Source organism: Geodermatophilus sp. CPCC 206100, assembly GCF_048569675.1.
GTDB lineage: Bacteria > Actinomycetota > Actinomycetes > Mycobacteriales > Geodermatophilaceae > Geodermatophilus.
In genome coordinates this window covers 1-21,358 of the sequence record NZ_JAQISV010000035.1, presented here as the reverse complement: position 1 = coordinate 21,358, position 21,358 = coordinate 1, and the positions used below count along the sequence as shown (strand labels likewise).

General features: G+C 75.6%; 21 protein-coding genes. 14 read left to right on the top strand and 7 right to left on the bottom strand.

Going from position 1 to position 21,358, the window contains the following annotated elements:
* Positions 1–19: 19 nt before the first annotated feature.
* Entirely contained in the window at positions 20–1,228 is a 1,209-nt protein-coding gene (gene serA / locus PGN05_RS16635) for a phosphoglycerate dehydrogenase (RefSeq protein WP_419753673.1), read from the bottom strand.
* Between the two features lie 98 nt (positions 1,229–1,326).
* The gene (locus PGN05_RS16630; RefSeq protein ID WP_419753672.1) at positions 1,327–2,061 is read right to left on the bottom strand and encodes an aldolase/citrate lyase family protein; all 735 of its coding nucleotides are present in this window, start codon (positions 2,059–2,061) and stop codon (positions 1,327–1,329) included.
* Between the two features lie 145 nt (positions 2,062–2,206).
* Here PGN05_RS16630 and PGN05_RS16625 point away from each other — a divergent pair, with 145 nt between their 5' ends.
* On the top strand, positions 2,207–2,464 hold the full coding sequence (locus PGN05_RS16625) for a hypothetical protein (RefSeq protein WP_419753671.1): 258 nt from the start codon (positions 2,207–2,209) through the stop codon (positions 2,462–2,464).
* Between the two features lie 20 nt (positions 2,465–2,484).
* Here PGN05_RS16625 and PGN05_RS16620 read toward each other — a convergent pair whose 3' ends face one another.
* The 4 genes from PGN05_RS16620 to PGN05_RS16605 all read right to left on the bottom strand — a co-directional run bounded on the left by PGN05_RS16620 (position 2,485) and on the right by PGN05_RS16605 (position 5,463).
* A complete protein-coding gene (locus PGN05_RS16620) occupies positions 2,485–3,675 on the bottom strand; it encodes a PP2C family protein-serine/threonine phosphatase (RefSeq protein ID WP_419753670.1) in 1,191 nt (396 codons plus the stop codon).
* 64 nt (positions 3,676–3,739) lie between these two features.
* A complete protein-coding gene (locus PGN05_RS16615; protein ID WP_419753669.1) occupies positions 3,740–3,934 on the bottom strand; it encodes a hypothetical protein in 195 nt (64 codons plus the stop codon).
* A 44-nt stretch (positions 3,935–3,978) separates the two neighbouring features.
* A complete protein-coding gene (locus PGN05_RS16610; protein ID WP_419753668.1) occupies positions 3,979–4,665 on the bottom strand; it encodes a TMEM175 family protein in 687 nt (228 codons plus the stop codon).
* Between the two features lie 66 nt (positions 4,666–4,731).
* On the bottom strand, positions 4,732–5,463 hold the full coding sequence (locus tag PGN05_RS16605) for an alpha/beta fold hydrolase (RefSeq protein ID WP_419753667.1): 732 nt from the start codon (positions 5,461–5,463) through the stop codon (positions 4,732–4,734).
* Between the two features lie 269 nt (positions 5,464–5,732).
* Between PGN05_RS16605 and PGN05_RS16600 the strand changes: the two genes are divergently transcribed.
* The 8 genes from PGN05_RS16600 to PGN05_RS16565 all read left to right on the top strand — a co-directional run bounded on the left by PGN05_RS16600 (position 5,733) and on the right by PGN05_RS16565 (position 14,335).
* Positions 5,733–6,485, top strand: coding sequence for an SDR family oxidoreductase (locus PGN05_RS16600; RefSeq protein WP_419753666.1), 753 nt, complete (start codon positions 5,733–5,735; stop codon positions 6,483–6,485).
* An 11-nt stretch (positions 6,486–6,496) separates the two neighbouring features.
* Positions 6,497–7,858: a helix-turn-helix domain-containing protein gene (locus tag PGN05_RS16595; protein WP_419753665.1), complete on the top strand. Its 1,362-nt coding sequence runs from the start codon at positions 6,497–6,499 to the stop codon at positions 7,856–7,858.
* Between the two features lie 113 nt (positions 7,859–7,971).
* Positions 7,972–8,448 (top strand): hypothetical protein, encoded by a 477-nt coding sequence (locus PGN05_RS16590; protein ID WP_419753664.1) that lies wholly within the window; start codon positions 7,972–7,974, stop codon positions 8,446–8,448.
* A gap of 106 nt (positions 8,449–8,554) precedes the next feature.
* Complete coding sequence (locus PGN05_RS16585) at positions 8,555–9,514, top strand: MBL fold metallo-hydrolase (protein ID WP_419753663.1); 960 nt, start codon at positions 8,555–8,557, stop codon at positions 9,512–9,514.
* Between the two features lie 3 nt (positions 9,515–9,517).
* The gene (locus tag PGN05_RS16580; RefSeq protein WP_419753662.1) at positions 9,518–11,143 is read left to right on the top strand and encodes an FAD-dependent monooxygenase; all 1,626 of its coding nucleotides are present in this window, start codon (positions 9,518–9,520) and stop codon (positions 11,141–11,143) included.
* Positions 11,144–11,157: 14 nt separating this feature from the next.
* A complete protein-coding gene (locus PGN05_RS16575; RefSeq protein ID WP_419753661.1) occupies positions 11,158–12,363 on the top strand; it encodes a homogentisate 1,2-dioxygenase in 1,206 nt (401 codons plus the stop codon).
* Positions 12,360–13,562: a fumarylacetoacetase gene (gene fahA, locus PGN05_RS16570; protein WP_419753660.1), complete on the top strand. Its 1,203-nt coding sequence runs from the start codon at positions 12,360–12,362 to the stop codon at positions 13,560–13,562. Before PGN05_RS16575 ends, fahA begins: the two co-directional genes overlap by 4 nt.
* An 83-nt stretch (positions 13,563–13,645) precedes the next feature.
* On the top strand, positions 13,646–14,335 hold the full coding sequence (locus tag PGN05_RS16565) for an IclR family transcriptional regulator (protein ID WP_419753659.1): 690 nt from the start codon (positions 13,646–13,648) through the stop codon (positions 14,333–14,335).
* 44 nt (positions 14,336–14,379) lie between these two features.
* Here the strand turns inward: PGN05_RS16565 and PGN05_RS16560 are convergent, their stop codons facing one another.
* Entirely contained in the window at positions 14,380–14,796 is a 417-nt protein-coding gene (locus tag PGN05_RS16560) for a hypothetical protein (RefSeq protein ID WP_419753658.1), read from the bottom strand.
* Positions 14,797–14,873: 77 nt separating this feature from the next.
* On the opposite strand from PGN05_RS16560, the gene PGN05_RS16555 reads away from it, so the two are divergent.
* The 5 genes from PGN05_RS16555 to PGN05_RS16535 all read left to right on the top strand — a co-directional run bounded on the left by PGN05_RS16555 (position 14,874) and on the right by PGN05_RS16535 (position 21,292).
* Positions 14,874–16,838 carry a primary-amine oxidase gene (locus PGN05_RS16555; protein WP_419753657.1) on the top strand — a complete coding sequence of 655 codons (1,965 nt, stop codon included), beginning with the start codon at positions 14,874–14,876 and terminating at the stop codon, positions 16,836–16,838.
* On the top strand, positions 16,831–18,288 hold the full coding sequence (locus PGN05_RS16550) for an APC family permease (protein ID WP_419753656.1): 1,458 nt from the start codon (positions 16,831–16,833) through the stop codon (positions 18,286–18,288). The genes PGN05_RS16555 and PGN05_RS16550 overlap by 8 nt, the downstream gene beginning before the upstream one ends.
* Positions 18,289–18,363: 75 nt before the next feature.
* Positions 18,364–18,957 carry a TetR/AcrR family transcriptional regulator gene (locus PGN05_RS16545; protein ID WP_419753655.1) on the top strand — a complete coding sequence of 198 codons (594 nt, stop codon included), beginning with the start codon at positions 18,364–18,366 and terminating at the stop codon, positions 18,955–18,957.
* Between the two features lie 121 nt (positions 18,958–19,078).
* A complete protein-coding gene (locus PGN05_RS16540; RefSeq protein ID WP_419753654.1) occupies positions 19,079–19,933 on the top strand; it encodes a 3-hydroxyacyl-CoA dehydrogenase family protein in 855 nt (284 codons plus the stop codon).
* 15 nt (positions 19,934–19,948) lie between these two features.
* Positions 19,949–21,292 carry a cytochrome P450 gene (locus PGN05_RS16535; protein ID WP_419753653.1) on the top strand — a complete coding sequence of 448 codons (1,344 nt, stop codon included), beginning with the start codon at positions 19,949–19,951 and terminating at the stop codon, positions 21,290–21,292.
* The last annotated feature ends 66 nt before the right edge of the window (positions 21,293–21,358 follow it).

Here is a 21,358-nt window from a genome sequence, read left to right as displayed (position 1 = left end):
CCGCCCGAGCGGCCGGAGGTCAGCCGGTGCGGCCGTCCAGGGTGGTCAGGCGGATGGTCTCCGGGAGCGCCTCCAGCCCGGTCAGCAGGTCCGGGGGCAGCGGCGCGCTGACGTCGGTGACCGCGTACCCGAGCTCGCCGCGGGTGGCGAGCACCTGGCCGTCCACGTTGATGCCGTGCTCGCCGACCAGCGCGTCGACGCGGGCGAGGACGCCGGGGACGTTGCGGTGCAGCAGCCCGAAGCGGGCGGCCGAGGAGCCGTGGAGCGCCACCGTGGGCAGGTTGACGCTCAGCGTCGTCGTCCCCAGCCCGGTGTAGTCGACGAGCTTGCCGGCCACGAACCGCCCGATGTCGTGCTGGGCCTCTTGGGTCGACCCGCCGACGTGCGGCGTGAGGATGACGTTGGGCAGGCCGCGGAGCACGGAGGTGAACGCGTCGCCCTGCTCCCGGGGCTCGTCGGGGAAGACGTCGACGGCCGCTCCGGCGATGTGCCCGCTGAGGATGTGGTCGCGCAGCGCCTCGTGGTCGACGACGAAGCCGCGGGAGAGGTTGAGGAACAGGCTGCGCCGGCGCATCCGGGCGAACTGCTCGGCGCCGAACATGCCCGCGTTGCCGGCCCGCCCGTCGACGTGCAGGGTCACGGTCTCGGCGCGCTCGAGCAGCTCCTCGAGGCTGCCGCAGGGCTGGGCGTTGCCGAGGGCGAGCTTGTCCTCCAGGTCGTAGAACAGCACCCGCATGCCCAGCGCCTCGGCGAGCACGGAGAGCTGGCTGCCGATGTTGCCGTAGCCGACGATGCCCAGCGTCCGTCCGCGGATCTCGTGGCTGCCCGTCGCCGACTTGTCCCAGCTGCCGGCGTGCAGGGCGCGGTCCCGGTCGATCAGCCGCCGGGCCAGGCTGATGATCTCGGCGATCGCCAGCTCGACCACGCTGCGGGTGTTGGAGTACGGCGCGTTGAACACCGCGACCCCGGCGGCGGCGGCCGCGGCGAGGTCGATCTGGTTGGTGCCGATGCAGAAGGCGCCCACCGCCGCCAGCCCGGGACGACGGCGCAGGACCTCCGCGGTCACCAGGGTCTTCGACCGGATGCCGAGCACGTCGACGCCGTCCAGCGCGGCGACCAGGTCCGCCTCGTCCAGCGCTCCGCGCACCGACTCGACCTCGTAGCCGGCCGCACCGAGGAGGTCGGCCGCCACCGGGTCGATGTTCTCCAGCAGCAGGGCTCTCGGCACGTCCACACTCCCTCGACGCCGGGTCCAGCGGCGGACCCCGGCAGCACGAGTATCCCGGCGGGGTGGGCGCGCGGGAGCGGCCGGGTGGGCGACACCGGTCACTCCGGGCGGCCGCGGGCGACCGCCAGGTGCTGCGCCACCGCCTCCCCCAGCGCGGGAACGTCGACCGCGACGGTGCTGATCGTCGCGCCCTCGGCGGCGTACCCGGCGGCCTCCGCACCGCTGGCGGCGTGCACGCCGACGGCCACGCCCGCCGCGACGGCGCGGGCGACGATCGAGGACAGCACGCCGCGCAGCTGCTCGCGGTGCTCCTCGCCGGTCAGCTCCAGGGCCAGGGCGAGGTCCCCCGGCCCCACGTAGACCCCGTCCAGGCCGTCCACGGCGAGCAGGGCGTCGAGGTCGTCGAGCGCGGTCGCCGTCTCCACCATGGGGAGCACCAGCGGCCGGTCGGCGCCGCCGGAGAGGCGGCCGATCGACCGGGTCCCGGCCGGCGCGTACCGGGTGGCGGCCACGACCTCCCGCGCGTGCTCGGCGTCGCGCACGGTGGGCACGATGACGCCGCGGGCGCCCAGGTCGAGCGGGCGGCCGACGTCGGCGGAGGCGGGGCTGCGGGTCCGGACGAGCGGTACCGCGCCGGCGGCGGTGATGGCCGCGGTGACGCCGGGCAGCTCCGCCTCGGCCAGGGCGCCGTGCTGCAGGTCGAGCACGACGTAGTCGGCCCCGCTGCGCGCCAGGACCTCACCGGTCACCACCCCCGGCAGCAGGCTCCACAGGCCCTGGCAGGCTCGCCCGGCCGCCCACCGCCGCCGCAGGTCGTCCTCGCTGACCGCCATCCCCGCCCCTTCCCGACCCCCACATCGGGGTGTGCGTTCCTGTCGTACCCGAGGTCCACGCTGTACCCGTTCCGATCGCACCGCCGGCGCCGCCGCCGCAGACCGCGGCTCCCGCACCGGCCGGTCGGGGAGGAGGCGAGACCAGATGAGGACGTACGACCCCGCGGACCGCATCTGCTACGTCCACCTGGCGCAGGTCCCCGCCGCACCCCCGGCGCCCCCGCCCGCGGACGACGAGTGCCGCCGGCTGGCCGCCGGCTACGCGAACGAGTCCCTGCGGGTCCGGCTCGGCGACGCCGCGGCGGGCGGCGGCCGGCGCCCGGCGCTCGTCGTCCTCCCCGGGGGGTCGGCAGCCGGCACGAGCCCCGACCGCACCGCGCCGGCGCTGCGGCTGGCCCGGTAGCCCCCCAGCCGGCGGCGGCGTCAGACGGTCAGCTCCTGGGCCTCTCCGGTCAGCCACTCCAGGACCACGATGCTGGCGTCGTCCTGGAGCTGGTCGGCCTGGTGGGCCAGCACGCTGTGCATCAGCCGCCGCACCGTCTCCGGCGCCGGGTCCCCGGCGGCGAGCGCGGAGCTGATGCAGTCGGCCAGCCGGTCCTCCCCGAAGAACTGCCCGGCCGGCGAGCGGGCCTCGGTGATCCCGTCGGTGTAGAGCAGCAGCCGGTCACCGGGTTCCAGCCGGGTGTCGCACACGACCGGCTTGCCCTCCTGCAGGCCGAGCGGCCGCGACGGCGGGCAGCGCGGCGGGGCCACCACCGACGGGCCGCGCAGGATGAGCGGCTCCGGGTGCCCGGCGTTGATCCACCGCAGCCGCCCGGTGCCCAGGTCCAGGCGGGCGATCACCGCGGTGGCGAACTGGCTGTGCCCGATCTGGCTCTTCAGCGCCGCGTCGATCGCCACGGCGATGTCGGGCAGGTCGAGCATGCTGCGGCGGGCGTGCCGGTAGGCGCTGATCGCGACGCTGGCCAGGACCGCGGCCGGCAGCCCGTGGCCGACGGCGTCGATGACCAGCAGGTCGACGGTGTCGCCGTTGACCGCGTAGTCGAAGGAGTCCCCGCCGACCTCGTAGGCCGGTTCCAGCCCGCCGGTGATGACCACCCGCTCGGTGCCGAACGTCAGCGGGGGCAGCAGCTCCCACTGCATCTCCGCGGCCAGGCTCAGCGTCTTGCGCCGGCGCAGCCGGGAGAACACGTCGCTGTAGGCGTCGTTGACCACCACCAGCTCGGCGACCAGCGTGACGTAGGCGCGGATGCGGTCCACGAGCTCCTGGCCGGGCGCCTCGGGCAGGGTCATCTCCACCACGCCGAGCCGCTCCACGCCGTTCAGCAGCGGGATCCACAGCCGGGTGCCGCCGTCGGCGGGGCCGGCGATCACCTCGACCCGGCGGAAGGCCCGGCCGGCCAGCGTGCCCTCGATCGGCAGCTGCTGGCGCCCGGGCACGCCGGTCCCGGGCAGCGGCAGCAGGGTGAGCTGCTCGTAGTCGGCCAGGTACAGCACGGTCTCCCTGACCCCGAGCCCGCGGGCGTGGACGGCGGCGACGGCGGCCAGGTCGACCGGCGAGAGCAGGTGCGAGGCGTGCAGCAGTGCGGTCAGCGGCTCGGTCACCGTGATCATGTTGCCGGTCGGCCCGCCGATCGGCGCGTCGCGGGAGCCCGTCGAGGCTGCCCGACCGCGTCGGTCAGGGGCTCCCACCCATCCGGTCGGTGAGGGTCTCCAGTTCCACGCCGACGGAGAGGAAGGCCGCGGCGGCGACCCGGAAGTCGACCGGGTAGTGCAGGGCGAGCAGCCGCGCCTCCTGCTCGGGGCGCAGCCGCATCAGCGGCAGCAGGTCCACGACGTGCTGGCGGGTGATGAGCACGCGGCTCAGGTCCATCGGAGACCTCCTGGAGGACTCGTCTCGGGGTGGGTGGCGGCGGGTCAGTGGTCGGCGGGGGCCTCGGCGCCCGCTCCGGTCGCCGCCCGCCGGCTGTGCCACCCCCGGCTGGTCAGGGCGTAGAAGACCGGGAGGACGGCGGCGATGCCGAGGCCGAGCAGCGGCTGCCAGGCGGCGCTGCCCGCGGCGACGGCGTAGGCGGCGACCCCCAGGAGGGCGCGACCGCGTTCGGCGGCGAAGAAGTCGGCCGGGGTGCCGGTGCGCAGCAGCCGGGGCCGGTGGCACAGGTGCTGGAAGAGGGCCAGCCAGCTGATCGCCATGGCGGCGGCCAGCGCGCAGTAGAGGACCAGGGCGGCGGCCTGGTCCGCGCGCGTCCCGTGCTGGAACGCGGTGCCGAGGACCGCGGTGGGGAACGGCAGGAAGGACGTGGTGAGCAGGAGCGCGAGGTTGCGCCAGAGCAGGCCGACGTCCACCGCCGCGATCCGGGTGAACAGCTCGTGGTGGTTCACCCAGATCACCGCGACGTACCCGAACGAGGCGAGGTAGGCCAGATAGCCGGGCCACTGCTCGCCCAGCTCGGTCAGCATCGCCCCGGGTTCCGAGGGCGGGTGCAGCTCGAGCACCAGCAGCGTGATGACGATGGCGAGCACGCCGTCGCTGAAGGCCTCCACGCGGCCGGTCTCGGCCGTCGCTCCGCGGGAGGCCGGCGGCTCGGTGGCCCGGAGCCTCATCGTGGTCCGCCTCTCTCCGCCCCCCGGCGGGCGGTGCGCGGGTCGGCACCGCCCGCCCCGCGGGGGTCACGCCGGGATCGTCGCGACCGCCTCCAGCGCCGCGAGGATGGTGGCGGCCACCTCCTCGGGCTGCGAGACCGAGATCGCGTGCGACGCCCCGGGGACCTCCCGGACTCCGCGGGCGCTAGCCCGCTCGGCCATGAACCGCTGGAGCTGCGCGGGGATGTTCAGGTCGGCGTCGCCGTAGACGAACCAGCAGGGCCGCTCGCGCCAGGCGGGGACGGCGGTGGGCAGGCCCTCGCTCAGGGCGCGCTCGGTGACCGGGCGCTGCGTCGCGGCCATGACGACGGCCGTCGCCGCGGGCACGTCCGCGGCGAACTGGGCGGGGAAGGCGTCCTGGGCGATGCTCAGGTCGGTGTCGCCGGTGGTCAGAGGGTGGCCCACCAGGGTCCCCGCGAGGGTGCTGCCCGGGAACCGGGTGGACAGGTCCAGCGCCGACTCCCCGCGGTCGGGACAGAAGGCACCCACGTAGACGAGGGCCACGACGGCGTCGACGCCGGACGCGGCCTCGGTGACCACCATCCCGCCGTAGGAGTGGCCGGCGAGGACGACGGGGCCGTCGATGCCGGCGAGCACGTCGCGGACGTACGCCCCGTCCCCGGAGACGCTGCGCAGCGGGTTGGCGGCGGCGACGACGTCGATCGCGTGCGCGTGCAGGCGCTCGACCACGCCGTTCCAGCTCGCCGACTCGGCGAAGGCGCCGTGGACGAGGACGACGGTGGGCTTCTGGGTGGCCATGATGGTGTCCGTGCTCCTCGGATCGGGCGGGTCGGAACGGTCCGCCCAGCGTCGGCCCGGCCCCGCCGCCGCACCACGAAGAAGCCACGCAGAACCGCCCGGGCGAGCACGGTGCCGGGCGGCCGGCCGGCGGTCCGCTCCGGCCGCCCCCGGGACCCCCGGGGCAGCGCACCCGTGGTCTCACGGGGGCGCTGACCGGCGCGCCCGGCGGGGTGCGGGCACGAGGGTCGACCCCGTTCCCCGCACCCACGGCACTCCGGAGGCCCACCATGAAGATCGTCGTCATCGGCGGAACGGGACTGATCGGCTCCAAGGTGGTCCTCCGGCTGGCCGACGACGGGCACGACGCGGTCGCCGCCTCCCCGGCGTCGGGCGTGGACGCCGTCACCGGCGAGGGGCTCGACGACGTGCTGGGAGGCGCCGCGGTGGTCGTCGACCTGTCGAACTCCCCGTCCTTCGACGACGCCGCGGCACTGTCGTTCTTCACCACGTCGACCCGGAACCTGCTCGCCGCCGAGGCCACCGCCGGGGTCGGCCACCACGTGGCCCTGTCGGTGGTCGGCACCCGCCGCGACTCGGAGATCGGGTACTTCCGGGCCAAGGCCGCCCAGGAGGAGCTCGTCGAGGCCGGGCCGATCCCCTGGTCCCTCGTGCACGTGACGCAGTTCTTCGAGTTCCTCCCGCGGATCGCCGACGGCGCCGCCGCGGACGGGACCGTCCGGATCCCCCCGGTCCTGCTGCAGCCGATCGCCGCCGACGACGTGGCGGCGGCCGTGGCGCGGACCGCGGTGGGCCCCCCGACGCGGGCCGTCGTGGAGGTGGCGGGCCCCGACCGGCGTCGGTTCGACGAGTTCGTCGAGCTGTCCCTCCGCGCCCGCGGCGACCGGCGCCCCGTGGTGGCCGATCCGCACGCGCGGTACTTCGGCGCGGAGGTGGGCCAGCGCACGCTGGTGCCCGACGACGGGGCCCTGCTCGGCGGCACCCGGTTCGACGACTGGCTGCGCCGCACCGCGAGCGTGTGATCGTGAGCCCGGTGCCCGAGGGACCCGAGCCGGTCGGTCCCCTGCTGCGGCGGTTGCGGCTGGCCGACGACCTGACCCTGGAGGGGTTGTCCGCGCTGTCGGGGGTGAGCGACCGCGCGCTCAGCGACATCGAACGCGGAGTGGCCCGGGGCCCGCAGCACCAGACCGTCCTCGCGGTCGCCCGGGCCCTGCGCCTGTCCGCGGCCGACCGCGCCGCGCTGGGTGCCGCCGCCCGCGCCGGCCGCCGGCTCCCCCGGGCGCCGGCGCTGCTCCCCCTGCCGGCCGACCTCCCCGACTTCACGGGCCGGGCACGCGAGCTGGCGCGGCTCACGGCCGCGCTGAGCGGGCCACCCGGGAGCACGGTGGTCGTGACCGGACCACCCGGCCAGGGCAAGACCGCCCTGGCCGTCCGGGCGGCCTCCCTCCTGCGGGCGGCCTTCCCCGACCAGCTGTTCCTCGACCTGGGCGGCACCACCGGCCACCCACCGTCGGCGGACGCGGTCGCCACCCGGGTGCTGCCCGCCCTGACCGGGCGGGACGGCGGCCCGGGCCGGGCCGGCGACCGGCTCCGCCGGGTGCTGGCGGAGCGGCCGGTGCTGCTGGTGCTGGACGACGCCGCGGCCGAGTCGCAGGTCCGCGCGCTGCGGCCGGCGGGCGGCCCGGGCGTCGTCCTGGTCACCAGCCGGCGGTCCCTGGCCGGGCTCGAGGGGGTGCAGCGCGTGGCGCTGGACCGGCTGCCGGCCGCCGACGCGGAGCGGCTGCTGGCCGCGATCGTCCCGCCCGGGCAGGCCGCGGCGGCAGACCTGGCCCGGCTGGCGCGCCTGTGCGACTCCGTGCCCCTCGCGCTGCGCGTCGCGGGCAACCGGGTGGCCAGCCGGCCCGGGTCGACGGCGGCCGGGCTGGTGGCCCGCCTGGCGGTGCGAGCGCACCGGCTCGACGCGCTGACCGCCGGGGACCTGCGGGTGCGGGCCGCGATCGGGTCGTCGGTCGACCAGCTCGGGGCGGCGGCCCGGCAGCTGTTCGGGCGCCTGGCGCTCGTGGAGGGCCCGACCTTCTCCGCCGAGCGCGCCGCCGCGCTGGTCGGCGAGCCGCGCTGGCGGGCGGAGGAGCTGCTCGACGAGCTCACCGACCTCAACCTCGTCCAGCCCGCCGCCGGCGACCGGTACGCCCTCGGCGGGCTCCTCCGGCTCTCCGCCGAGGCGGAGCTCGCCACCCACCAGGCGGAGCGCGTGGGGGATGCGGAGCGCCTCTCGACCGCGAGCGCCCCGGGCGGGCCCGGGGCGCGTCCCGACGTCGGGCGCCGCCTGTCCCGGCACCCGCCGGCCCGCCCCGGCCGGCTGCCCGCGCCGCGCCGGCCGGCGGCGCGGCGATGAGGCGGTGCGGTGCAGGGACAGCCCTGAGGCGCGGTCGAGGGTCAGCCCGGTGGTCGGCGCGGGACCGTCCGGCGGACCCTCGGGCGCGTTCCCTTCCCTGGACGGAGGCCCCCATGTCCCCCACCGTGCGCCGCAGCCTGGACCTGTTCCGCGTCGGAGTCGGCGGCGCGGCCGCCGTCGTCCTGCTGGCCGCGTGCGGCGGCGAGGGCGGGGGCACCGACACCGCCGCGGCGACGCCCCCGGCCGGGCAGAGCGCGGGGACGGCGGCCGCCGGCACGGCCGACTTCTGCGCGTCGGCCGGCGGGATCGACCAGCGGGTCGACGCGGCCCTGTCCGACGCCGAGGGGGACCCGTCGGTCGCCGAGGCGTTCCGCGCGATCGCGGACGACCTGCGCGGCGTCGAGGCGCCCGCCGCGATCGCCTCCGACTGGACCGCGCTGGCGGCCGGCCTGGACCGGATGGCCGACGCCTTCGCGGAGGTCGACATCTCCGACGTCAACTCGCTGGAGGCGCTCGACCGGGCCGAGGGCGACCTCACCACGGCGAGCGACAACGTCGACCGGTACCTGCGCGACGAGTGCGGGCTCTGACCCGTCCCCGGCCGCCGCCGGGGTTGTGTCCCGCGCCACAGACTCCTACGCTCTTCGATGAGCGGACCGCTCGTCCGGTTATCGAACAGCGCGAGGAGACCCGTCCATGGCCAAGCCCTTTGCCTCCTCGGCCGACCTGGGCGTCAAGGAGCAGACCCTCGAGGTGCTCGCCGACGGCGTGTACGCGCTCACCGCGGAGGGCGACCCCAACCTGGGCGCGATTGAGGGCGAGGACTTCCTGGTCTGCTTCGAGGCGCTGGCCACCCCGGTCGCCGCCCGCCGCTGGCTGGCCAAGCTGCGCGAGCACACCGACAAGCCGGTCCGGTACCTGGTGCTCAGCCACTACCACGCCGTCCGCGTGCTGGGTGCCAGCGCCTTCGACGCCGAGGTGATCGTCAGCTCCGAGCAGACGAAGGCCCTCATCGCCGAGCGCGGCCAGCAGGACTGGGAGAGCGAGTACGGCCGCATGCCCCGGCTGTTCGAGGAGCCCGAGTCCATCCCCGGCCTCACCTGGCCGACCATGACCTTCCGCGACAAGCTGACCATCGAGCTCGGCGGCGACCGCGGCGAGCTGGTGCTGGAGTTCCTCGGCCGTGGGCACACCGAGGGCGACATCGTCGCCTGGCTGCCGAAGCAGGGGGTCGTCTTCGCCGGCGACCTGGTCGAGTCCCAGGCGGCGCTCTACACCGGCGACGCGTTCCACTTCGACTGGGCCGCGGGCACCCTCGACCGCATCCAGGCCCTCGGGGCGACGCAGTTGGTCGGCGGCCGCGGCGCCATCGCCCGCGGCCGGGACCAGGTGGACGCCGCGATCGAGCAGACCCGCGACTTCCTGCTGACCATGCAGCGCACCGTCGGCGAAGCGCACCGCTCCGGCGGCACCCTGAAGGACGCCTTCGCCGCCACCCACGAGGCGCTGGCCCCGAAGTACGGCCGGTGGCCGATCTTCGAGCACTGCCTGCCCTTCGACGTCCAGCGGCTGTGGGACGAGCTCGACGGCATCGAGCGCCCGGTCATCTGGACCGCCGAGCGCGACCGCCAGGTCTGGGACGAGCTGCAGGGCTGATCGGTGAGCGACCTGCCCGTCCTCGTGCTCGGCGCCGGCCCGGTCGGCCAGACGGCCGCGCTGCTGCTGGCCCGCTGGGGGCTGCGGGTGGTCGTGCTCGACGGCCGGCCGCACCGCGACCCGGTCGGGAGCAAGGCCATCTGCCAGCAGCGCGACGTCCTCGACGTCTGGGACGCCGTCGGGGTGGGGGCCGAGGTGGCCCGCCGCGGCGTCACCTGGACCACCGCGCGCACCTTCCACCGCGACCGCGAGCTGTTCAGCTTCCGGTTCGCCGACCGCGGCCGGTCCCCGTTCCCGCCGTTCGTCAACATCTCCCAGTGCGAGACCGAGGAGCTCCTGGACGAGCGGATCGCCGCCGAGCCGCTGGTCGAGGTGCGCTGGGCGCACCGGGTGGCCGGCATCGCCCAGGACGACGCCGGCGTGCGCGTCGACTGCGAGGGCGGGCAGACCGTCCACGGCTCGTACCTCATCGCCTGCCCGGGAGCCCGCGGGGACGCCGTCCGGTCGGCGCTGGGCCTGACCTTCGACGGGCAGACCTTCGGCGACCAGTTCCTCATCTGCGACATCCGCACCGACCTGCCCGGCTGGGAGACCGAGCGGCGGTTCTACTTCGACCCGGAGTGGAACCCCGGGCGCCAGGTGCTCATCCACCCCTGCCCCGGCTCGACGTTCCGCATCGACTGGCAGGTGCCGCCGGAGTTCGACCTGGCCGCCGAGGAGGCCTCGGGCGCCCTGGACCGGCGGATCCGCCAGGTCATCGGGGACCGCGACTACGAGATCGTCTGGAAGTCGGTCTACCGCTTCCACTCCCGGGTGGTCGACCGGATGCGGGTCGGCCGGGTGCTGGTCGCCGGCGACGCCGCGCACCTGGTCTCCCCGTTCGGCGCCCGCGGGCTCAACTCCGGGGTGCTCGACGCCGAGAACGCCGCGTGGAAGGTCGCCTTCGTCGTCCGCGGCTGGGCGCCGGAGTCGCTGCTGGACAGCTACTCCGCCGAGCGGCACGCCGCGGCCCTGGAGAACCTCGAGGTGACCGGCGCGACCATGCGGTTCCTGGTGCCCGGCAGCGAGGCCGAGGCCCGGCACCGGCTCGACGTCCTGGAGCGGGCCGCGACCGATCCGGCCGCCCGGGCACAGGTCGACTCCGGCCGGCTGGCCGAGCCGTTCTGGTACGTCGACTCCCCGCTCACCACGCCCGACGAGCGCCGCCCCTTCCCCGGCCGGCCGGCCCGCGGCGACGTCCCGGTCCCCGCGCCGGGCGTCCTCGTCCCGGACTGCCCGGTCACCGTGCCCGGCCGGCCCGACGTCGTCCGGCTGCGCCAGCTCGCCCGCGAGGGGATCACCCTGCTGGCCGGGGACGACGCCGCGCTGCCCGCCCCGCCCGCCGGCGACCTCCCCGTGTCCGTGCACCGCATCCGCGACCTGGACGCGTCGCCGGTGCTGCGCGAGGCGCTCGGCGCCCGGCCCGACGAGATCTGGGTGCTGCGGCCCGACGCGCACGTCGCCGCCGTCCTGACCTCCCCCGCCGACGTGGCCCCGGCGGTGGCCCGGCTGCTGGCCCGACCTGAGCAGGACCCTCGTGCCCCCCACCACTCGCAGGCTCGCGGCGGGAGCCTCGAGACCGTCCACTGACAGGAGGCATCCCCATGGCGTTCTACCGGCAGGTGGGCAGCGTCCCACCCAAGCGGCACACCCAGCACCGCCGCCCCGACGGCGGCCTGTACTACGAGGAGCTGGTCGGTGAGGAGGGCTTCTCCAGCGACTCCGCGCTGCTGTACCACCGCGGCGTTCCCTCGGCGATCGTGGACGCGCGCCCCTGGGAGCTGCCCGACCAGACGCTGACCCCCAACAGCCCGCTGGTGCCCCGGCACCTGAAGCTGCACGACCTGTTCCCCGGTGAGGAGCACAAGGCCGTCGACCCGGTCACCGGCCGCCGGCTGGTGCTGGGCAACGCCGACGTGCGCCTCTCCTACGCCGTCTCCAGCCTGCCCAGCCCCTACTACCGCAACGCCACCGGCGACGAGTGCGTCTACGTCGAGCGCGGGTCGGCCACCGTGGAGACCGTGTTCGGCGCGCTGGAGGTGGCCCAGGGCGACTACGTGGTCATCCCGCGGACGACCACCCACCGGTGGATCCCCACCGGGACCGAGCCGCTGCGCACCTACGCCATCGAGGCCAACTCCCACATCGCCCCGCCCAAGCGCTACCTGAGCCGGTACGGGCAGTTCCTGGAGCACGCCCCCTACTGCGAGCGCGACCTGCGCGGCCCGGCCGAGCCGCTGCTGGCCGAGGGCACCGACGTCGAGGTCTACGTCAAGCACCGCGGCACCGGGCCCGGCGGGCTGGCCGGCACCGTCCACGTGACCCCCGAGCACCCGTTCGACGTCGTCGGCTGGGACGGGCACCTCTACCCCTACGCGTTCAACATCGCCGACTACGAGCCGATCACCGGCCGGGTGCACCAGCCGCCGCCGGTGCACCAGGTCTTCGAGGGCGCCAACTTCGTCATCTGCAACTTCGTGCCGCGCAAGGTCGACTACCACCCGCTCGCGGTGCCGGTGCCCTACTACCACTCCAACGTCGACAGCGACGAGATCATGTTCTACGTCGACGGCGACTACGAGGCGCGCAAGGGCTCGGGCATCGGCAAGGGCTCCATCTCCGTGCACCCCGGCGGGCACTCGCACGGCCCGCAGCCCGGCGCGGTGGAGCGCTCCCTCGGCGTGGAGTTCTTCGACGAGACCGCCGTCATGGTCGACACCTTCCGGCCGCTGGACCTCGGCGAGGCCGGCCGCGCCGTGGACGACGGGAAGTACGCCTGGTCCTGGTCGGGCCGGGGTCCCTCGGCATGACCACCTGGCCGGACCTCCCGCCCGACACCGGCTTCGGGCCGGACAACCTCCCCTACGGCGTCTTCTCCACCCCCGGCACCGCGCCGCGCACCGGGGTCGCGATCGGCGACGCCGTCCTCGACCTGGCCGCGGCCACCGGGGACGACGCGCACGCCACCGGCTCGCTCAACGCCTTCCTGGCCCGCGGGCCGCGGGCGTGGTCGGAGCTGCGGGCCCGGCTGACCGCGTGGTTCACCGACGAGGCGCACCGCGGCGCCGTCGAGCCCCACCTGGTGCCGCGCTCGGAGGTGACCCTGCACCTGCCGGTCGAGGTGGCCGACTACGTCGACTTCTACAGCTCGCAGCACCACGCGGAGAACCTGGGGCGGATGTTCCGCCCGGACTCCGCGGCGCTGACGCCCAACTGGAAGCACCTGCCGATCGGCTACCACGGCCGCTCCGGCACGGTGCAGGTCTCGGGGACGCCCGTGGTCCGCCCCCGCGGCCAGCGCAAGGCGCCCACCGAGGAGCTGCCCACCTTCGGGCCGTCGCGGCGTCTCGACATCGAGGCCGAGGTGGGCTTCGTCGTCGGCGCGCCGTCCGGCCTGGGCCGCCCGGTGCCGGTGCGCGCCTTCCCCGACCACGTGTTCGGCGTCTGCCTGGTCAACGACTGGTCGGCCCGTGACATCCAGGCCTGGGAGTACGTGCCGCTGGGCCCGTTCCTCGGCAAGTCCTTCCTCACCTCCGTCTCGCCGTGGGTGGTGCCGCTGGCCGCGCTGGAGGCCGCCCGGGTCGCCCCGCCGGTCCGCGACGTGCCGGTGCTGCCCTACCTCGACGACGCCGGCGCCGGGTCCTGGGGCCTGGACCTCACCCTCGAGGTCCGGCTCAACGGCGAGCTGGTCAGCTGCCCGCCCTTCGGCGGCCTGTACTGGACCGCCGCCCAGCAGCTCGCGCACCTGACCGTCAACGGCGCCTCGCTGCGCACCGGCGACCTCTACGCGTCGGGCACGGTCAGCGGCCCGGGGAAGGACCAGCGCGGGTCGTTCATCGAGCTGTCGTGGGGCGGCACGGAGCCGCTGACCCTCGCCGACGGCAGCACCCGCACGTTCCTCGAGGACGGCGACGAGGTCACCATCTCCGCCACCGCGCCCGGGACGGGGGGCGGCCGCATCTCCCTGGGCGAGGTCACCGGCCGGGTCGAGGCGGCCCGCGCACCGTGAACAGCCCCGCGCCGGCCGCGGAGGGGCCGCGGCGGCCGGCGACCGGGAGGCCGGACGGCGGGGTCCGGGGAGGGAGGTCGACGGTGGCGGACGACGGCGCGGGCACGCCCCAGTCGCAGACGCTGGACCGCGGCATCCGGATCCTGGAGCACCTGGCCGCCGTGGGGACGCCGCAGCCGATCGGGGAGATCGGGCACGCCCTCGGGCTGCACCGCTCGATCACCTACCGGCTGCTGCGCACGCTGGAGGACCACCAGCTCGTCGAGCGCGACGCCGCCGGGCACGTCGCGCTGGGGCTCGGGATCGCCGCCCTCGCCCGGGGCGTGCGCACCGGCCTGCAGGCCGCCGCGCGCCCGCGCCTCGACCAGCTCGTGGCGGAGCTGAGCATGACCGCGTTCCTCGTGGTGCGCGCCGGGGACGAGGCGGTGACCGTGACCAGCGTGGAGCCGCACGACTCCCCCGCGCACGTCACCTACCGGCCGGGCACCCGGCACCCCGTCGGGCGCGGCGCGCCCGGCCTGGCGCTGCTGGTCCCCGAGGCGCCGTCCCCGGAGGACCGGCCCGAGCTGGTGGCGGCCCGCCGGACCGGCTGGGCGACGTCCCGGGGCGAGGTCATCCCCGGCATGCACTCGGTGGCCGCGCCGGTGCTCGGGCCCGACGGCCGGGCGCGCGCCGCCCTGGCCGTCGTCTACGTCGACGGCTCGATCGACGTCGCGCGGATCGGCCGGGCCGTCGCCGCGGCCGCGGCCGAGGTCGGCGCCGCCCTCCGCTGACCGGCTCCCCGACGGCGGGGCGGCCTGCCTCCGGCCGGACCGGCTCAGGCGGGCGGTACCGGACCGGTCCGCCGCGGCGCCCCGAGGGCGAGGCCGGTGAGCGCCAGGACCAGCCCCGCCACGGGGAGGGCGACCATCGCGACCGCCACGGCGCCAGGTCCGGCCTGGGCGGTCCCGTGGTGCCCGGTACCGGCCGGCAGCAGCGGGTGGGCGCCGAGCATGGCGGCGGACACGACGGCGGTCCGCAGCCACGCCCGGCGGCGCGGCAGCAGCACCAGGTGCACCGCGCAGGGCAGGCAGGCCGCCGCCATCGCCAGCAGCACGACCACCCGCACCGACGAGGGGACCGCCCCGGTGGCCAGGGCCAGCACGTGGACCCCCGCCGAGGCGGCCGCCACGAGCGCCGCGCACCAGCGCACCGGCGCGAGGCCCCGCTGCGCGTGGGCACGCGATACACGCACTTCACACGCCGGGACCCCGGCTGTAACTTGGGTCACACAGTCTTTCTACACCCGTAGAACCAAGACAGGGAGCCCTCATGGCTGCGGACACCACCACCGCCCCCTCCGTGACCCACCCTCTCGAGCAGCTCGGTTCCGCCGACGTCACCGCGGCGCGGGCGGTCCTGGACGACGCCGGCCTGATCAGGGACTCGACCCGGTTCGTCTACGTCGGGCTGGAGGAGCCGCCGAAGTCGCAGCTGTACGGCGACGGACCGGTCCCGGACCGCCGGGTGCGGGTGCTCCTGCACGACGTCACCCGGCCCGACGCCCACGACGTCGTCGTCTCGGTGACCGACCGGGCGATCGTCTCCGACCGCGCCCTGGACGCCGCCACCGACGGTCAGCTGCCGGTCCTCGACGAGGAGTTCGCCCTCGTCGAGGAGGTGCTGGCGACCGACGAGCGGTGGCTGGCCGCGCTGGCGGCCCGCGGGCTGGACGTGGCCGACGTGCGGGTGGCCCCGCTGTCGGCCGGGGTGTTCGAGTACCCGGAGGAGGAGGGCCGGCGGATCCTGCGCGGGCTCGCGTTCCGCCAGGACTCCCCCGAGGACCACCCCTGGGCCCATCCGATCGACGGGCTGGTCGCCTACGTCGACGTCATGGCCCGGTCGGTCGACCAGGTCATCGACATGGGCCCGGTGCCGATCCCCGAGGAGCACGGCAACTTCACCGACCCCTCGCTCACCGGGCCCCTGCGCACCACGCAGCGGCCGATCGAGATCACCCAGCCCGAGGGCCCCAGCTTCACCCTCGAGGGCAACCTGCTCGCCTGGGAGAAGTGGCAGCTGCGGATCGGGTTCGACGCCCGCGAGGGGCTGACGCTGCACCAGGTCGGCGTCCTCGACGGCGACCGGCTGCGCCCGGTCCTGCACCGCGCCTCGATCGCCGAGATGGTCGTCCCCTACGCCGACCCCTCCCCCGTCCGGTCCTGGCAGAACTACTTCGACACCGGCGAGTACCTGGTCGGCCGCTTCGCCAACGCCCTCGAGCTCGGCTGCGACTGCCTCGGCGACATCACCTACCTGGACGCCGTCATCGCCGACGAGCGGGGCAACCCGCAGGTGCTGCGCAACGCGATCTGCCTGCACGAGGAGGACTTCGGCATCCTCTGGAAGCACACCGACCTGTGGGCCGGGTCCGCCGAGACCCGCCGCCAGCGGCGCATGGTGATCAGCTTCTTCACCACCATCGGCAACTACGACTACGGCTTCTACTGGTACCTCTACCTCGACGGCACCATCGGGTTCGAGGTCAAGGCCACCGGCGTCGTCTTCACCTCCGCCTACCCGGGTGCCGGCTATCCCTACGCGTCGCAGGTCGCGCCCGGCCTCGGGGCGCCCTACCACCAGCACCTGTTCAGCGCGCGGCTGGACGTGCTGCTGGACGGCCCGACCAACACCGTCGAGGAGCTGGACTTCGTCCGCGTCCCGCTGGGCCCGGACAACCCGCGCGGCAACGCGTTCACCCAGCGGCGGACGACGCTGCGCCGGGAGTCCGAGGCCCAGCGGATGGCCGACGCGGGCACCGGCCGGATCTGGCACGTCAGCAACCCGCACAGCCGCAACCGGCTGGGCGAGCCGGTCGCCTACGCGCTGTACCCCGAGGGCCAGCCGGCCCTGCTGGCCGACCCCGGCAGCTCCATCCACCGGCGGGCCACCTTCGCCACCAAGCACCTGTGGGTGACCGCCTACGACCCGGCGGAGCGCTACTCCGCCGGCGACTTCGTCAACCAGCACGAGGGCGGCGCCGGCCTGCCGCAGTACGCCGCCGCCGACCGGGACCTCGAGGGCACCGACATCGTCGTGTGGCACACCTTCGGGCTCACGCACGTCCCCCGGCCCGAGGACTGGCCGGTCATGCCGGTGGACCGCACCGGCTTCCAGCTCAAGCCGGTCGGCTTCTTCGACCGCAACCCCACCCTCGACGTCCCGCCCCCCGCCAGTGCCCACTGCCGCAGCCGGTCCGCCGGCGGCTCGACCGAGGACGGCCCCTGCCATGAGTGAGCTCTCCCCCACCCAGCCGGCGCCCGCCGCGGCACCCCCGTCGCCGGACGGCACCGGGCACCGGGGGCTGCGCGGGTCCATCGGCGTCGTCGGCATCGTGTTCCTGGTCGTCGCGGCCGCCGCACCGCTCACCGCGATCGGCGGGGCGCTGCCGGTGATGCTCGCCATCGGCAACGGCCCGGGGAACCCGATGGCCTACGTCGTGGCCGCCGTCGTCCTGCTGCTGTTCAGCGTCGGCTACGCGGCGATGAGCCGGCACGTCGTCGACGCCGGCGCCTTCTACGCCTACGTCAGCAAGGGCCTGGGCTCCCGCGTCGGCGTCGGCGCCGCCGGGCTGGCCCTGCTGACCTACACCGCCATCCAGGCCGGCCTGTACGGCCTGGCCGGGGCCACGGCCCAGGGCCTGGTCGTGCAGTACGGCGGGCCGGACCTGCCCTGGTGGGTCTGGGCCTTCGTGCTCATGGCCATCGTCGGGCTGCTGGGCTACCGCAACATCGACGTCGGCACCAAGGTCCTCGGGGTCCTGCTGACCCTGGAGGTCGCGGTCATCGCCGTCGTCGCGGTCGCCATCCTCGTGCAGGGCGGCGCGAACGGCATCGACGCACAGTCGTTCACCCCGTCGGCGTTCTTCTCCGGCGCCCCCGGGATCAGCATCATGTTCGCCATCGCCTCGTTCATCGGCTTCGAGGCCACGGCCATCTACGGCGAGGAGGCGCGCAACCCGCGCCGGACGGTGCCGCTCGCGACCTACGTCGCGGTGGTGTCCATCGGCGTCTTCTACGCGCTGTCCAGCTGGGCGATCGTGCTGGCCTTCGGCTCCGACGACGTCGTGGCCGCGGCCCAGGCCGACACCGCCGGGCTGGTCTTCTCCGCCGCGGCGCAGTACGTGTCCCCGGCGGTCGCCGACATCATGGCCGTGCTGCTGCTGACCAGCATCTTCGCCGCGCTGCTGGCGTTCCACAACGCGGTCGCGCGCTACCTGTTCGCCCTCGGGCGGGAGCGCCGGGCACCGGCGGTGCTGGGGCGGTCGCACGCCCGGCACGGCTCGCCGCACATCGGCTCGCTGACGCAGACGGCGTCGGCGGCGGTCCTCGTGGCGGTGTTCGTGGTGGCCGGATCGGACCCGGTGCTGCAGCTGTTCACCTGGATGTCGGGCCTGGCGACGGTGAGCATCCTGGTCGTGATGGTGCTGACCAGCGTGGCCATCATCGCCTTCTTCGCCCGCACGCGGGTGGACCGGCGGATCTGGCACACCCGGGTGGCCCCCGCGCTGGGCGCGCTGGGGCTGGTCGGCGTCACCGCGCTGGTGCTGAGCAACTTCACGACGCTCATCGGCGGCGACGCCACCCTGGCGACCGTGCTGCTCGTGGTGATCGCGCTGGCCTTCGTGGCCGGCGTGGGGGTCGCGGCGGCCACCCAGCGCCGGGCAGTCGAGCACGCGGACTCCTGAGGCGTCCCCTGCCACCGGCTCCCCGCCCCCTCCTCGGTCAGACTGGCTCCGGGACGACGAGGGGGCGGGGAACCGGTGCCGAAGCTTGTGGACCGCGACGCGAGGCGGCGGGAGATCCTGGAGGTCACCTGGCGGCTGATGGCCACGCGGGGGGCCGACGCCGCCACCATGCGGGAGATCGCGCGGGCCGCCGGGTACGCCAACGGCGCGCTCGCCCACTACTTCGCCAACAAGGACGCGCTGATCGAGGCGGCCTTCACCTACGTCTTCGACCGGACGAACGAGCGCATCCGGGCCGCCGTCGAGGGCCGGCGCGGCCTGGCGGCGCTGCGCGCGTTCCTCGTCGAGGTCCTGCCGACGACGGAGCTGACGCTGCTCGAGGCCCGGATCGTGCTGCCCTTCTGGAGCCGCACGGTCACCGACGGGCGGCTGGCCCGCATCAGCGACGAGGCCATGCAGACCTGGCGACGCGACCTGTGCCGGCTGCTCGCCCAGGGGCGCGAGGACGGCGACGTCACCGTGGCCACGCCGGACGACGTCCTGGCCGAGCACCTGCTCGCGATGGCGATGGGGCTGCAGGTCCTCGCGCTGCTGCCGACGGCGCCCACCGCCGCCGACACCCAGCTCCGGATGCTCGACGACCACCTGGCCCGCCTCCGGGCGGCCTGAGCCCAGAGGCGCCCGGGCGCCGGGGGTTGCCCGGGGACGCGGCGGTGCGCGAGACTTCCGGAGCCAATTACTGAACGGTTGGTCGGGAACTCGGTCCCCGACGGCACCGCGAGGAGGACGCATGGCGATCGTCCCGGCCCGGGTGGGCGTCATCGGCGGTGGCCGCATGGGCGCCGGCATCGCGCAGGTCTTCCTCGCCGCCGGCGCGCAGGTGAGCGTGGTGGAGGCCGGCGGCGCGGCCGCGGAGGCCGCCCGCGGGCGGGTGGCCGACGGGCTGGCGGAGGCCGCCCGCCGCGGCAAGCTGGACGGCGACGTCGACGGCGTGCTCGGCCGGCTGACCCTGCTGGAGACCCCCGCCGGCCTCGGCCGGGACACCGACCTGGTGATCGAGGCCGTTCCCGAGCGGGCCGACCTGAAGGCCGAGGTGCTGGGCGCGGCGGCGGCCGCCGCCGGCCCCGCCGCCGTGCTGGCCACCAACACCAGCTCCCTGTCGGTGACCGAGCTCGCCGCGACCCTGGAGCGCCCCGCCCGCTTCCTGGGCCTGCACTTCTTCAACCCGGTGCCGGCCTCGAAGCTGGTGGAGGTCGTCGTCGCCCCCGAGACCGACCCGGTGGTGGTCGAGGCCGCCCGCGGCTGGGTGCGGGCGCTGGGCAAGACCGACGTCGTGGTGCGGGACTCCCCCGGTTTCGCCTCCTCGCGCCTCGGCGTGCTGCTCGGCCTGGAGGCCATCCGGATGCTCGAGGAGGGCGTGGCCGACGCCGAGGCGATCGACACCGCGATGGAGCTGGGCTACCGCCACCCGATGGGGCCGCTGCGCTCCACCGACCTGGTCGGCCTCGACGTCCGGCTGGCGATCGCCGAGTACCTGCACCGCACCCTCGGCGAGCGGTTCGCCCCACCGCAGCTGCTGCGCGACAAGGTGGCCGCCGGCGAGCTCGGCCGCACGACCGGCAAGGGCTTCCACACCTACCCCTGACCCCCAGGAGCCGACATGGCCTCAGGAGCCGACATCGCCTCAGCGGCGCTGGACCACGCCGTCCTCGTCGACCCGTCGACCTACGAGGACGGGCCGCCGTTCGACGTGCTGCGCCGGCTGCGCGCCGAGACGCCGGTGACCTGGGTCGAGGAGCCCGCGCTGCACGGCCAGCCGGCCGGCCCGGGGTTCTGGCTGGTGCTGCGGCACGCCGACGTCGAGCGGGTGCTCAAGGACACCGCCACGTACTCCTCGTGGCTGGGCGCCACCCAGGTGCGCGACGCCGCCGACCTGCCCTGGGTCCGCCGCATGATGCTGAACATGGACCCGCCGGACCACTCACGGCTCCGGCGGCTGCTCTCCCGGTCGTTCACCCCGCGCGCCGTCGCCGCGCTGACCGCCTCGATCGAGGCCACCGCCGCCCGGCTGGTCGACCGCATGCTGGACGGCGCGGCCGAGGGCCGCTGCGACTTCGCCAAGGACGTCGCCGCGGACCTGCCGCTGCTGACCCTCGCCGACGTGCTCGGGGTGCCGGCCGAGGACCGCTGGCTGATGTTCGACTGGTCGAACCGGGTGATCGGCTGGCAGGACCCCGACTACGCCACCTCGGCCGCCTTCGACGTCTCGGGCGGGACGGCGATGGCCCGCGCGGCCGTCGCGCTGCGCCCCGCGCCGGACGCCGACGGCCGGATGCCCGATCCGCGCACCCGGGCCGGCATGCCCGACCTCTACGCCTACGCCCGCCTGCTGGCCGAGGAGAAGCGCCGCGCGCCGGGCAGCGACGTCATGTCGATCCTCCTCGCGCAGGTCGACGAGGCCGACGGCTCGGTCACCGACGCCGAGTTCGAGAACACGTTCTGGCTGTTCGCGGTCGCGGGGAACGAGACGCTGCGCAACGGGCTGCCCGGCGGCCTGGTGGCGCTCCTGCAGCACCCCGACCAGCTGGCGGCCCTCCGCGCCGACCCCGCGCTGCTGCCCGGCGCGGTCGAGGAGATGCTGCGCTGGTGGACGCCGGTGATGGTGTTCCGGCGGACCGCCACCCGGGACGCGGAGCTCGCCGGCGCGCGCATCCGGGCCGGTGACAAGGTTGTCGTCTCGTTCACCTCGGCCAACCGGGACGACGCCGTCTTCGCCGACCCCGACGCCTTCGACGTCCGCCGCTCCCCCAACCCGCAGCTGTCGTTCGGGCACGGACCGCACTTCTGCCTGGGCGCCCAGCTGGCCCGGGTGCAGATGCGGGCGCTGTTCGGCGAGCTGCTGCGCCGCACCGGCACCCTGGAGCTCGACGGCGCGCCGGCGCTGCTGCGCTCGAACTTCCAGCGCGGGGTCAAGCGGCTGCCGATCCGCTGGACCGCCGCGTAGCGGAGTCAGACCGGGGCGGGGTCCCGCCCCCCGCGCCCCCCCCCCGGGCCGGGGGCCAGGGGGGGC

Bases quoted from the DNA above. Each gene is read 5' to 3' on its own strand.
- PGN05_RS16585 (WP_419753663.1), top strand. From the start codon at position 8,555: ATGGCCAAGCCCTTTGCCTCCTCGGCCGACCTGGGCGTCAAGGAGCAG.
- PGN05_RS16590 (WP_419753664.1), top strand. From the start codon at position 7,972: ATGTCCCCCACCGTGCGCCGCAGCCTGGACCTGTTCCGCGTCGGAGTC.
- PGN05_RS16620 (WP_419753670.1), bottom strand. From the start codon at position 3,675: ATGATCACGGTGACCGAGCCGCTGACCGCACTGCTGCACGCCTCGCAC.
- PGN05_RS16625 (WP_419753671.1), top strand. From the start codon at position 2,207: ATGAGGACGTACGACCCCGCGGACCGCATCTGCTACGTCCACCTGGCG.
- PGN05_RS16555 (WP_419753657.1), top strand. From the start codon at position 14,874: ATGGCTGCGGACACCACCACCGCCCCCTCCGTGACCCACCCTCTCGAG.
- PGN05_RS16615 (WP_419753669.1), bottom strand. From the start codon at position 3,934: ATGGACCTGAGCCGCGTGCTCATCACCCGCCAGCACGTCGTGGACCTG.
- PGN05_RS16630 (WP_419753672.1), bottom strand. From the start codon at position 2,061: ATGGCGGTCAGCGAGGACGACCTGCGGCGGCGGTGGGCGGCCGGGCGA.
- fahA (WP_419753660.1), top strand. From the start codon at position 12,360: ATGACCACCTGGCCGGACCTCCCGCCCGACACCGGCTTCGGGCCGGAC.
- PGN05_RS16605 (WP_419753667.1), bottom strand. From the start codon at position 5,463: ATGGCCACCCAGAAGCCCACCGTCGTCCTCGTCCACGGCGCCTTCGCC.
- PGN05_RS16550 (WP_419753656.1), top strand. From the start codon at position 16,831: ATGAGTGAGCTCTCCCCCACCCAGCCGGCGCCCGCCGCGGCACCCCCG.
- PGN05_RS16535 (WP_419753653.1), top strand. From the start codon at position 19,949: ATGGCCTCAGGAGCCGACATCGCCTCAGCGGCGCTGGACCACGCCGTC.
- PGN05_RS16575 (WP_419753661.1), top strand. From the start codon at position 11,158: ATGGCGTTCTACCGGCAGGTGGGCAGCGTCCCACCCAAGCGGCACACC.
- PGN05_RS16600 (WP_419753666.1), top strand. From the start codon at position 5,733: ATGAAGATCGTCGTCATCGGCGGAACGGGACTGATCGGCTCCAAGGTG.
- PGN05_RS16540 (WP_419753654.1), top strand. From the start codon at position 19,079: ATGGCGATCGTCCCGGCCCGGGTGGGCGTCATCGGCGGTGGCCGCATG.
- PGN05_RS16610 (WP_419753668.1), bottom strand. From the start codon at position 4,665: ATGAGGCTCCGGGCCACCGAGCCGCCGGCCTCCCGCGGAGCGACGGCC.